Consider the following 11,969-nt stretch of genomic DNA (forward strand, 5'->3'; position numbering starts at 1 on the left):
TAAAAAAGCCGTTAAACAATTTAATGCTCAACGGCTTTTAAAATGCAAGATAAAGGGTTAAAGATTAACTTTTCACACTTTCTAATTGATCTAATGGCCAACGTGGTTTAGCTTTAATTTCTAATCCTTGTATGTGCCCAGCTTTTAAACGTTGCATACCTGCATAAGCAATCATCGCACCATTATCGGTACAAAACTCACCGCGTGGATAAAATGCTTTGCCACCTAGCTTTTGCATTGTTTCAGCTAACTGCTCACGTAATGCCGTATTCGCACTCACACCGCCAGCAACGACTAAACGCTTTAAGCCAGTTTGTTTTAAAGCTCGCTTACATTTTATCGCAATGGTATCAATCACAGCTTCTTGGAAAGCATAAGCAATATCAGACTGTGTCTGTAAATCATTACCTTCACGAGCAATCGTTACAGCTGCAGAGGTTTTTAATCCACTAAAACTAAAGTCTAAACCAGGTCTATCTGTCATTGGACGAGGAAATTTAAAACGCCCAGCTACACCATTTTCAGCCATTTTAGCTAAACGAGGTCCACCTGGGTAATCTAAACCTAACAATTTAGCGGTTTTATCAAAAGCTTCACCAGCTGCATCATCAATACTCTCACCTAATAAAGTATATTCACCAATATCATCCACTTGTACTAATAACGTATGTCCACCAGACACTAATAAAGCTACAAAAGGAAAATCAGGTTTATCATCTTCTAACATAGGTGCTAAAAGGTGCCCCTCCATGTGGTGAACAGCAATCGCTGGTTTATCCCATGCAAACGCAATACTACGACCAATACACGACCCCACTAATAATGCCCCCACTAAACCAGGGCCAGCAGTATAAGCAATTGCATCAATATCCTCTTTAGTGCAATTAGCTAAGGCTAACGCTTCTTTAATAAGTGGAATAGTTTTTCGTACATGGTCACGAGATGCAAGCTCAGGAACAACACCACCGTAATCCGCATGTAATTTCACCTGACTATATAACTGGTGCGATAACAAACCTTGTTGGTCGTCATAAACAGCAATACCTGTTTCATCACATGACGTTTCAATGCCTAAAATTCGCATACTAAACAACCTTATAACTAAAATAATTAGCTTTTCATTAACGCTAATTAAGTAAAATAGAGAACAAAATAAAAAATGTAACGCATTCTAACGGAAAATACAGCCAAGGTGGATTTTTTTATCAAGCGTGATTATAAGCACGGATCTAAAGATCATTAAGATCTTTCTGCTTTTTTAATGAAAATTAATGCGGAATTTCTTTACATCATCCCCCAAATAGGATTAAAATTCGGCACCAATTTAAATGCACTGGTCAATTTACGACCGTAACCATAAAGGTAAGAGGCATATGCCAGTAATTAAACTTCGTGAAAACGAACCATTTGACGTAGCATTACGTCGTTTTAAACGTTCTTGTGAAAAAGCAGGTATCTTAGCAGAAACTCGTAAACGCGAATTTTTCGAGAAACCTACTACAGTTCGTAAACGTGCTAAAGCAGCAGCTGTTAAACGTCACCTGAAAAAACTTTCTCGTGATAACGCTCGTCGCGTACGTTTATACTAGAATAGATAAAGGTCTCCGATGTCTATAAAAACAAGATTACAAGAAGAGCAAAAGCTTGCAATGCGTGCAAAGGATAAAGTCCGTGTAAAGACTATCCGTTCATTAATTGCAGCTGTTAAGCAAATTGAAATTGATGATAAAATTGAACTTGATGATGACGCTGTCACGACAGTTGTTGTGAAATCGGTTAAACAACGTAAAGAATCAATTACACAATTTGAAAAAGCAGACCGAGCTGATCTTGTTGATATAGAAAAAACGGAACTTGCTATTTTAGAGGAGTTTTTACCTCAAGCACTAACTGCTGAAGAAGTAGATGCTCATATTAAACAAGCTATTGCATCTGTTGATGCACAAGGCATGCAAGATATGGGTAAAGTGATGGGAATACTCCAAAAAGAGATACAAGGAAGAGCTGATATGGCTGCAGTAAGTGGGCTTGTAAGAGCTAGCTTAAAATAGTCGTCTCGTCTTCTTGATTAAAAAAACCTCAGCTTATTTATAAGTCTGAGGTTTTTTTGTTTTAATGAAAGCTACTTTGTTAATTAATCATTAACTTTATAGTAAAGAATTTTATAATTAAGCAATAATATAAAACAGTAAATTGGATGTTAACTAATGCACCGCTTAACGCACTTTTAAAAATAAACCAAACACCAATAGTACTTTGAAAATAAATCTCATCTAATCTGAATTAAAAATACAATAATTGTGTCGTATTAAATACTGTGAGTATACTACTCCCTTTTCTCCATAGGACTCTTAAATGGCTGGCCGCATTCCAAAGAATTTCATTGACGACTTAATCTCACGTACCGATATCGTTGATATAATTGATAGCCGTCTTAAATTGAAGAAAAAAGGCAAAAGCTACCGCGCACGCTGCCCTTTCCATAATGGTAATAACGATTCCACTTTCTCAGTAAGTCCAGACCAACAGTTTTACCACTGCTTCAACTGTGGTGTAAGCGGCAATGTTGTCTCCTTCTTGATGGAATATGATGGTATCGAGTTTGTTGATGCGGTAGAAGTTTTAGCAGAGCAATTATCCATTGAAGTCCCGCGCGAAGAGTCTGGCAGTAATCAACCTGCAACGACCTATGTCGATAGAAAAGACTTATATCAATTAATGGCAGACATTACGCGCTTTTATCAACAACAACTACGTACACATAAAAACAGTGAAAAAGTCATTAACTACTTAAAAAGTAGAGGCTTATCTGGCGCAACAGCGAAACACTTCCAAATCGGCTATGCACCAGACGGTTGGGATGAAGTACGTAAAAAATTTGCTATCAATAAACAAACAGAACAACAACTTATTGATGCAGGCATGTTAATCAGCAAAGACAATGGCGGCAGTTACGACCGCTTCAGAGACCGCTTAATGTTCCCTATTTTAGATAGGCGAGGACGTGTCATTGGCTTTGGCGGTCGGGTATTTGATGATACAACACCAAAATATTTAAACTCACCTGAAACACCTATTTTCCATAAAGGGAAAGAGCTATACGGCTTATATCAAGCTAAACAACATAGTAAAGAGATACAGCGTATTTTAGTAGTCGAAGGCTATATGGATGTAGTTGCCTTAGGGCAATTTGATATTCATTATGCCGTCGCCTCTTTAGGCACCGCAACCACACCGGACCATATACAACTTCTATTCAGACAAACCAGTGAAATTATTTGCTGTTTTGATGGAGACAAAGCTGGGCGAACAGCTGCGTGGAGGGCTCTTGAGAATGCCCTTCCCTCAATCCAAGATGGTCGAACGGTACGCTTTATGTTCCTCCCAGATGGAGAGGATCCAGATAGCTTAGTACAAAAAGAAGGTAAAGCGTTCTTCGAAAAACTCGTCGACCAAGCGATGCCTCTTTCTGACTTTTTGTTTCAACAATTGTTAACACAAGTGGATATGACGAGTGCCGATAGCAAATCAAAACTTGCACAATTAGCTATTCCGTTATTAACTAAGTTACCTGACTCAGTATTTAGACAGATGATGGAAACGCGTTTAATTAGCTTATTAGGTATTGAAAAAGAAGGTTTACAAAAGTTATTACCCGCGGCGAAAAAAGTAGAAAAGAAACCAACTTCGCAAAAAATAACACCAATGAGACTGGCGATTTCATTATTGCTTCAGCATCCTCAAATGGCTTATCAGTTGGCTGAAATACCTGAATTTAAAGAGATACAAATACCGGGGTTAACTCTTTTAAATACACTACTTGAAATTTGTAGAGACACACCCCATCTCTCTACAGGACTGTTATTAGAACATTGGCGTGGTCAACCCGAAGAAAAACAATTAATTGCCTTAGCAACTTGGAAAAACCAAGTTGATGAACATACATACGAAGAAGTATTCTTCGATATATTAGATAACTTTTTATCTTTACACCTTACGCAACGTATTGAATTTTTGAAGCAAAAATCAAGACAGGGCGAAGTTTTAACAACAGAGGAGACAGTGCAATTAGCACAACTTCTCAAAGAACAAAAACAACATTAATGGGATTGGCATAAAATTCAATTTAGGCGTATAATCGAGCGCTCAGATTTTTTCCCATTTACACCACATTTTACGACTAATTTTTTGGATGGTACCTATGGCCCAAACACCTCAATCGCAGCTTAAAGAGCTGATCATTAAAGGTAAAGAAAATGGTTTCTTAACCTTCGCAGAAGTGAATGATCACCTGCCGCAAGATATCGTTGAGTCAGAGCAAATTGAAGATATCATTCAAATGATCAACGACATGGGTATTCGCGTTGTTGAGACTGCTCCTGATGCTGATGATCTAATTCTATCTGGTACAGATAACGATGAACCAGATGAAGATGCTGTAGAAGCTGCTGCGCAAGTATTAGCAACAGTAGAATCAGAAATTGGCCGTACTACTGACCCAGTTCGTATGTACATGCGTGAAATGGGTACAGTTGAACTACTAACACGTGAAGGCGAAATTGTTATCGCTAAGCGTATCGAAGAAGGCATCAAAGAAGTACAAAACTCTGTTTCTGAGTATCCTGCCACTATTCGTAACTTATTAGATAACTACGACAGCTACGAAGCTGAAGAAATGAAACTCACTGATTTAATCAGTGGCTTTATTGATCCTAATGATGATATGACTCAAGCGGTAAGTGCAACTAACATCGGTTCTGAATTATCTGAATCTGATTTAGCTGATGACGACGTAGATGATGTAGATGACGACGAAGAAGAAGAGGAAGGCCCTAAAGGTCCATGTCCTGAAGAAGCGGCAGAAAAATTTGCAGAGTTACGCCGTTTAAATAATATTGTTGAAAAATCTATCACTAAAAATGGTCGTAAACATGCTGATACATTAGCTGCGATCAACGAACAAGCTGAATATTTCCAACAATTTAAACTAATTCCTAAACAATTTGACCGTATGGTGAAATTGATTCGCGGTAATATGAATGCAGCTCGTGTTCAAGAACGTTTAATCTTAAAAATCTGTGTTGAACAGTGCAAAATGCCAAAAGCAGAATTCATTAAACTGTTTAAAGGTAATGAAACTAGCAATGCATGGTTAGAGAAAGTATTAAGCGGTGATCAAGCTTACGTAGCAGGCATTAAAGAAGCAGAAGAAGACCTAGAACGTTGTATTCGTAAGATGTTAGCGATTGAAGTTGAAAGCACATTAAGCATTACCAACTTAAAAGAAATCTCTCGTGCAATGAGCATCGGTGAGACTAAAGCGCGTCGTGCGAAGAAAGAGATGGTAGAAGCGAACTTACGTCTTGTTATCTCGATTGCTAAGAAATACACCAACCGTGGTTTACAATTCTTAGATTTAATCCAAGAAGGTAACATCGGCCTAATGAAAGCCGTTGATAAATTTGAATACCGTCGAGGTTACAAATTCTCAACTTACGCAACATGGTGGATCCGTCAAGCAATCACTCGTTCAATTGCTGACCAAGCACGTACTATCCGTATTCCTGTACACATGATTGAAACGATTAATAAACTTAACCGTATCTCTCGTCAAATGTTACAAGAGATGGGGCGTGAGCCACAGCCTGAAGAGCTAGCAGAACGCATGATGATGCCTGAAGATAAAATTCGTAAGGTATTAAAAATCGCTAAAGAGCCAATCTCAATGGAAACGCCTATTGGTGATGATGAAGATTCTCACTTAGGTGACTTCATTGAAGATACAACGATTGCTCTACCGGTTGATAGTGCAACAAGCGAAAGCCTTAAAAATGCAACAAATGATGTATTAGAAGGTTTAACAGCTCGTGAAGCGAAAGTACTACGTATGCGTTTTGGTATTGATATGAATACTGACCATACTTTAGAAGAAGTAGGTAAGCAGTTTGATGTTACACGTGAGCGTATTCGTCAAATCGAAGCTAAAGCACTTCGTAAACTACGTCACCCAAGCCGCAGTGAACAGCTACGCAGCTTCCTGGACGAGTAATCGAGACTTGATTTATAGGCTAATAGAAATCCTACTTCGGTAGGATTTTTTATATCTAAAACGAAAATAAGCATCAGTTATTCAATGATAAAAACCATATAAAATAAATATTTAAGAATGCTAAGCCAATAGCGATGATTTAATAAGCAATCAAACTGAATAAACTAGACAGCGAAATAAGTAGCTTATATAATCAGCGCACAAATTAAGGCCCTTTAGCTCAGTTGGTTAGAGCATACGACTCATAATCGTCAGGTCCCCCGTTCGAGTCGGGGAAGGGCCACCATATATAGAAAGGTTAGTAGGCGTATTGCTTACTAACCTTTTTTATTGGTGCTACACCTAGCTACATTTACCCTGCTTTATAACCTCTATGTATTCTTCATATCACCCACTACAATACAGATTTAATATAGCTTTAACGCTAAATGAATAATATGAGTCGTATACATTCTATTAAATAAGTACTCTCAATTTAGCTTAGTTAAAATGGCATTGTGTAAGGCAGAAGTTGAGCAAGGCTAATGGCGTTAATCTTTATGGGCCATGGAACGAAGGTGTTAATTCGTATGCTTGGTATAACACTAATCAAGCGTAACAACCTTGTTACTGATTAGTTATTTAACCGAATTTAATGAAAAGCGTTTTGAATTAGTCAAAAGAGATGGACTCTCAAGTAACTAATTCAAATTTAATTAAAGTATTTAGTTAGCTATCCTTGATCTGACTGTCATCGATAACCGTACGATTTCGCCCCATCTCTTTAGCTTTATAAAGTGCATCATCTGCTCTATGTAACCAGTCTTTAAACTCTTCATCATGCCTTATGGTGGCCATACCAATACTAAATGTAACTTTATCGACAGTATCAAATTTCATATTAGCGATATTTTCACGCATTTCATCCATATGTTTAAAAGCGCCTCTCGCCGTAGCTCCCCATAATAAAATAACGAACTCTTCACCACCCCAGCGACAGATCAGATCTTCAACACGCATGTTAATGGTTAACTCATTGGCAAAGCGACATAACACTTCATCGCCAACATTATGCCCATAAGTATCATTAATTCGTTTAAAGTGGTCAATATCTAGTATCGCAAGTGTCACCGGCGACTTATGTCTTCTTGCACGTGCAAGCTCTTTATCAAGTAAACGACTAAATGCTCGACGGTTATATAAATGAGTTAATGGATCCTTAGAAACTAACTCTTCAAGTTGATCATTCTGCTCACTCAATAAAGAGTTTTTCGTGGCAATCTCTTGTGTACGTTGATTCACCATTTTTTCTAAATGCATAGTATGAGTACGTATTTTTCTGAAACTACTATCAAATGCTTTAGACAACTGCCCTATTTCATCTTTTGAATCAATACCATGAAAATATTCACTATTACTATTTACAACGCATTTTACTTCTCGAGTTAATTTAACAATAGGTTTTGTCACTTTATTCGCTAATTGACTAATGAACACTAAAAATACAACCATTAACAGTACAGCGATAATGATTACATTATATAGAATTTCATAAATACCTTGAAAAATTTCAGATTCTTTAGTTGTTACGTATAGCACCCAGTTAGGAAGGTATTTGATATGCGCATAAGTGACTATTTTAGACTCATCTAGTACCAAATCCATATAGCGACCGTAGCCATTATTCTTTAATTTAGCTTCTTTCACTATTTCATTAAAACCAGGGTAGTTCGGATTTTCTTCAGTAGTTGCCCTATTTTTCATAATAAATTCAGGGTTGGGATGAGAAACGAGTAATCCTTCCGTATCAACTAACCAAGCATAACTGCCTAAACCCAATTTAATAGAGGCTAATTTTTTAGGCAGAATATCAATAGGTACTGCAGCAGCTATTGTTCCACTCCATTCATTTTTCTCATTACGAATTGGCACTGAAACCATAATTACCGGCTTAGTTTCAAAGCTAGTATTGACAGGATTACTTACATTAAACTCTTTATTCTCCCAATCCTTACCTTTTAACAATGATGGATGAACCGCTTTCATTCTATTGTAATTTGCATCGGTAAGGTTTAATGCTTGGTCAATGTAAATAGCATTAATAAAGTTATCTCCGCCGGCCTTTATTAACCTTTGCAATAATCGGTGAATAGTTTCTTGATCATTATGTACAGGTTCAAAATCACCACTCAACACTTTTAGCATTGCAACATATTGGGCAAACTCTTGGCTTAATTTAGTGGCATGCATTTGTGATATTTCAGTAGAAGTTGTTAACTCCAACTCTAACATTCTATCTTTTTCATTAATGTATACTGTTAATAAAAGTAATGATGCAAATGCAACAATAACAATAGAATAAATAGTAATGATCTGGGCTTTAATACTATGAAACATAATGACCTTAAAATTTAATTAGTAGGCAGATACTTAGCATCAGATTTAAAATGAAGATATATTTATTAATTATCGACCAAATAAAAAAATACTTAACTTCAAATAACAGGTTTGACGTGATTTAAATTATCTATGGTAGATATTACATAAAACATACAATTATGGTTATTATAAACCACTTTTATTTATGTAAAGTTTCATGTTTTATAGATTAAAAGTGATATTCAGCACTTAATCTTGATAATTTTAACATTTGCCTACACCTTAGACATTGTTTTTTTTCAGTTACAGCTTATAAAAGAAAGTATATTACTCTTACTATTTAATCATTAACCATCTAAGTAACCTATCAAAATACAATAACTTTAATCAATCTCAGCTAGCAAAATCTTCCATTTACTTTAAGCTAGCAATGTACTTTATTAACAGAGCGAATAGGACAATATATGAGCGATTTAACGCCACAACGTATTAAAGAAATTTTAAAATTTGATGCTCAACAACGGTTTCAATACTTATGTAAAGAAATTCAAAAACAACAAGAAGTATGGTTATTAGTTGATGAGCATGGCTGTGTAATGCTTAATACGGAAGATGAAGATTGTGTGCCTGTATGGCCTAATAAAGTATTTGCTGAAGACTGGGCGACAGATGAGTGGTCACACTGTACAGCACAAGCCATTGATTTAACAACTTGGTTTTCACGCTGGACACCCGGCTTAACAGAAGACGAATTATCTATCGTGATTTTCCCTGATAACCAATTAAATGGCATTATTTTGTTCCCTGAAGAGTTTGAGCAAGAACTTACGCCTAACTCAAAACAAAAACGCTATTAATAAAACCTTAGTATGTACTTTTTTATCACAAAAAATAAAAGCCTCTGGTGCCGTAAAATACTCTTTATTATAGCGCTGCTATTACCAACGCTTTTATCGGCCCATCCACACGCATGGGTTAATACCAACACTTATTTTGAAACTCACGAGGCACATATTAGGTCGCTCCATATGACTTGGTCATTTGATGCAGATACTTCGGCTTATATGCTACAAGGTGAAGATGTAAGCCCAGATAACCTTGAAGCTACACTACAAAAACTAACAAAGGCTGTTATCGCTAACCTGTATAACGAACACTATTTTACTTATTTATACGACGGTAATACGCCAGTAAAATATAAAAGTGCGATCCACCCACAAATGGTGAAAGATAAAGATAAGATAGTGCTCAGTTTTGAACTTCCGTTATCTTCACCTATTGCTTTTGCAGGAAAAAACTTCAGACTTTATATTTACGATGAAACCTATTTTGTTGATATGTCTTGGTTAAATAAAGGTGATGTACAGCTATCCGAGCAACTTATCTCTGCTTGTAACGGTGAAATAGTAGAGCCTAAAGTGTCAGACGCACAGAGAGCTTATACATTAGCACTGGCTGCAGATGTAACACCTGATAATACCTTGGGAAGATACTTTTCACAGCAATATAAACTCAATTGCCAATAAAAAATATCAGCATTATAAATTAACCACAATAACCTCAAACAAGTGCCTTGGATGTCAACTATCTAAGGCGAGCTGTTGATAATGTTAAGGAGTATTTAATGCTATCCATTTTCGATATCTATAAAATTGGTATAGGTCCTTCCAGCTCGCATACCAGTGGCCCAATGCTAGCAGCTTATTTATTTGCAACTGAAAATAAAGCACAAGCAAAACTAATCACCTCTATCACTGTTCAACTATATGGCTCTTTATCTCTTACAGGTAAAGGACATCATACAGACAGAGCAATTATATTGGGATTAAGTGGCTATAAACCAGACACCATTAAAGCAGCAACTGCAAAGGCACTTTTGCAGAAAACCTCTGAACAAAAAACATTAACATTTCTTAATCACACACCTATTGCATTCGATCCTGCGATTCATATTGAATTTCATAAAACCAGCTTACCTCTGCATGAAAATGCGCTTCGTTTTCTTGCTTACCAGGGAGAAACACTACTTGACTCAGAAACCTATTACTCCACAGGTGGTGGGTTTATTAGTACTGAACAACAATTATTAACCCCGACTGAGAACACTGAGCGTCAAGTCCCCTTTCCCTTTAATTCAGCGAATGATTTACTAGCGCAAGCAGATAAAAATGGATTAAGTATTGGCGGTTTAGTATTGCAAAACGAACTAACCTTTACCAATCAACAAACCCTAGACGCAACGGCTGAAAAGATCTGGAAAGTAATTAGCCTCTGTTTAGAGCGAGGATTAACCAGTGAAGGTATTTTAGAGGGTGGATTACAAGTAGTAAGGCGAGCACCTGCATTATTAAAAACCTTACAAGCAAACGAAGGTATAGATAATGATCCAATGAGTGTTTTAGATTGGGTTAACTTATATGCTTTTGCAGTGAGTGAAGAAAATGCAGCAGGAGGGCAGGTGGTGACCTCACCAACTAATGGTGCAGCAGGAGTAATTCCAGCCGTATTGATGTATTACCATAAGTACCTACGCAAAATTGATACTACGCAGCTTAAAGACTTTTTAGCAGTATCCGCTGCGATTGGTATGTTATATAAGCGCAATGCGTCTATTTCTGGTGCCGAAGTAGGTTGCCAAGGAGAAATAGGTGTTTCCTCTTCAATGGCAGCTGCTGGCTTAACCGCAATCCAAGGGGGCAGTAATGAACAAGTATGTATCGCTGCTGAAATAGCCATGGAGCACTCTTTAGGTATGACCTGTGATCCAATAGGAGGTTTAGTACAAATACCTTGTATTGAACGTAATGCCATGGGCGCAATGAAAGCGATTAATGCATCAAGAATGGCTTTGAAACGTAACAGTAAATCCCTTATATCTCTAGATAAGGTGATCGCGACTATGTACCAAACAGGGAAAGATATGAATAAAAAATATCGTGAGACATCACAGGGAGGTTTAGCGGTTATTCACATGGCACCGCCTTGTGAATAGGCACAACAATACACCTCTCATGATTAAAGGTGTATTGTTATCAAATCATTATGGATTAATTTTTAGTAATTCAACATCAAAAATCAATAATGAACCAGCAGGAATTTTACCTGCACTACGATTACCATAAGCAAGTCGACTTGGGATAAAGAAACGGAATTTATCACCTTCTACCATTAATTGTACACCTTCAGTCCAGCCCGGAATCACTTGGTTTAAACCAAAAGAGATTGGCTCACCACGTTCCACAGAACTGTCAAATACAGTGCCATCAATTAATGTACCATGGTAATGTACTTTAACTTTACTCTTTGCTGTTGGGTGCTCTGTTCCTTCACCTTTTTCTAACACTAAGTACTGTAAACCTGAATCAGTACTAACAACGCCTTCTTTCGTTGCATTTTCAGCTAGGAAGCCTTGCCCTTTTTGGATGTTTACAGGTGCATCTCTCCCTGAAGTCATCGATTGAAAAACAAAAAATGCCACGATTACAATCGCCACAATTAAAATAAACTTAAGCATGATAAACCCTGTTTTATTAATTAAAGCCCAGAGGGTACTAAATTTTAG

The 11,969-nt window shown here is 37.0% G+C and carries 10 protein-coding genes and 1 tRNA gene; 8 read left to right on the forward strand and 3 right to left on the reverse strand.

Annotation, left to right across the window (positions count from 1 at the left end):
• Nucleotides 1-64: 64 nt before the first annotated feature.
• Nucleotides 65-1,084, reverse strand: coding sequence for a tRNA (adenosine(37)-N6)-threonylcarbamoyltransferase complex transferase subunit TsaD (gene tsaD / locus AC0L3W_RS09200; protein ID WP_290040361.1), 1,020 nt, complete (start codon nucleotides 1,082-1,084; stop codon nucleotides 65-67).
• 289 nt (nucleotides 1,085-1,373) lie between these two features.
• Between tsaD and rpsU the strand changes: the two genes are divergently transcribed.
• The 5 genes from rpsU to AC0L3W_RS09225 all read left to right on the forward strand — a co-directional run bounded on the left by rpsU (nucleotide 1,374) and on the right by AC0L3W_RS09225 (nucleotide 6,335).
• Nucleotides 1,374-1,589, forward strand: a complete 216-nt coding sequence (gene rpsU, locus AC0L3W_RS09205) for a 30S ribosomal protein S21 (RefSeq protein ID WP_025563760.1) — start codon at nucleotides 1,374-1,376, stop codon at nucleotides 1,587-1,589.
• An 18-nt stretch (nucleotides 1,590-1,607) separates the two neighbouring features.
• Nucleotides 1,608-2,051, forward strand: coding sequence for a GatB/YqeY domain-containing protein (locus AC0L3W_RS09210; protein WP_409439091.1), 444 nt, complete (start codon nucleotides 1,608-1,610; stop codon nucleotides 2,049-2,051).
• A 304-nt stretch (nucleotides 2,052-2,355) separates the two neighbouring features.
• The gene (gene dnaG, locus AC0L3W_RS09215) at nucleotides 2,356-4,104 is read left to right on the forward strand and encodes a DNA primase (RefSeq protein ID WP_409439090.1); all 1,749 of its coding nucleotides are present in this window, start codon (nucleotides 2,356-2,358) and stop codon (nucleotides 4,102-4,104) included.
• Between the two features lie 97 nt (nucleotides 4,105-4,201).
• The gene (gene rpoD / locus AC0L3W_RS09220; RefSeq protein ID WP_290040367.1) at nucleotides 4,202-6,049 is read left to right on the forward strand and encodes an RNA polymerase sigma factor RpoD; all 1,848 of its coding nucleotides are present in this window, start codon (nucleotides 4,202-4,204) and stop codon (nucleotides 6,047-6,049) included.
• 209 nt (nucleotides 6,050-6,258) lie between these two features.
• Nucleotides 6,259-6,335, forward strand: a tRNA-Ile gene (locus tag AC0L3W_RS09225).
• Between the two features lie 422 nt (nucleotides 6,336-6,757).
• On the opposite strand, the gene AC0L3W_RS09230 is transcribed toward AC0L3W_RS09225, so the two are convergent.
• Entirely contained in the window at nucleotides 6,758-8,425 is a 1,668-nt protein-coding gene (locus AC0L3W_RS09230; RefSeq protein WP_409439089.1) for a sensor domain-containing diguanylate cyclase, read from the reverse strand.
• A 446-nt stretch (nucleotides 8,426-8,871) separates the two neighbouring features.
• Between AC0L3W_RS09230 and AC0L3W_RS09235 the strand changes: the two genes are divergently transcribed.
• From AC0L3W_RS09235 to AC0L3W_RS09245, 3 genes are all read left to right on the forward strand, one after another.
• The gene (locus tag AC0L3W_RS09235; protein WP_290040372.1) at nucleotides 8,872-9,264 is read left to right on the forward strand and encodes a DUF2750 domain-containing protein; all 393 of its coding nucleotides are present in this window, start codon (nucleotides 8,872-8,874) and stop codon (nucleotides 9,262-9,264) included.
• A 12-nt stretch (nucleotides 9,265-9,276) separates the two neighbouring features.
• The gene (locus AC0L3W_RS09240) at nucleotides 9,277-9,933 is read left to right on the forward strand and encodes a DUF1007 family protein (protein WP_290040373.1); all 657 of its coding nucleotides are present in this window, start codon (nucleotides 9,277-9,279) and stop codon (nucleotides 9,931-9,933) included.
• 98 nt (nucleotides 9,934-10,031) lie between these two features.
• Complete coding sequence (locus AC0L3W_RS09245) at nucleotides 10,032-11,399, forward strand: L-serine ammonia-lyase (protein WP_409439088.1); 1,368 nt, start codon at nucleotides 10,032-10,034, stop codon at nucleotides 11,397-11,399.
• 48 nt (nucleotides 11,400-11,447) lie between these two features.
• Here the strand turns inward: AC0L3W_RS09245 and AC0L3W_RS09250 are convergent, their stop codons facing one another.
• Complete coding sequence (locus tag AC0L3W_RS09250) at nucleotides 11,448-11,861, reverse strand: FKBP-type peptidyl-prolyl cis-trans isomerase (protein ID WP_409440406.1); 414 nt, start codon at nucleotides 11,859-11,861, stop codon at nucleotides 11,448-11,450.
• Between the last annotated feature and the right edge of the window lie 108 nt (nucleotides 11,862-11,969).

The organism is Psychromonas sp. KJ10-5 (genome assembly GCF_055808325.1).

Excerpts from the sequence above, each read along its gene's own strand:
- rpsU (WP_025563760.1), top strand. The coding sequence starts at position 1,374 with ATGCCAGTAATTAAACTTCGTGAAAACGAACCATTTGACGTAGCATTA.
- AC0L3W_RS09230 (WP_409439089.1), bottom strand. The coding sequence starts at position 8,425 with ATGTTTCATAGTATTAAAGCCCAGATCATTACTATTTATTCTATTGTT.
- AC0L3W_RS09235 (WP_290040372.1), top strand. The coding sequence starts at position 8,872 with ATGAGCGATTTAACGCCACAACGTATTAAAGAAATTTTAAAATTTGAT.
- AC0L3W_RS09245 (WP_409439088.1), top strand. The coding sequence starts at position 10,032 with ATGCTATCCATTTTCGATATCTATAAAATTGGTATAGGTCCTTCCAGC.
- AC0L3W_RS09250 (WP_409440406.1), bottom strand. The coding sequence starts at position 11,861 with ATGACTTCAGGGAGAGATGCACCTGTAAACATCCAAAAAGGGCAAGGC.
- tsaD (WP_290040361.1), bottom strand. The coding sequence starts at position 1,084 with ATGCGAATTTTAGGCATTGAAACGTCATGTGATGAAACAGGTATTGCT.
- dnaG (WP_409439090.1), top strand. The coding sequence starts at position 2,356 with ATGGCTGGCCGCATTCCAAAGAATTTCATTGACGACTTAATCTCACGT.
- AC0L3W_RS09210 (WP_409439091.1), top strand. The coding sequence starts at position 1,608 with ATGTCTATAAAAACAAGATTACAAGAAGAGCAAAAGCTTGCAATGCGT.
- rpoD (WP_290040367.1), top strand. The coding sequence starts at position 4,202 with ATGGCCCAAACACCTCAATCGCAGCTTAAAGAGCTGATCATTAAAGGT.
- AC0L3W_RS09240 (WP_290040373.1), top strand. The coding sequence starts at position 9,277 with ATGTACTTTTTTATCACAAAAAATAAAAGCCTCTGGTGCCGTAAAATA.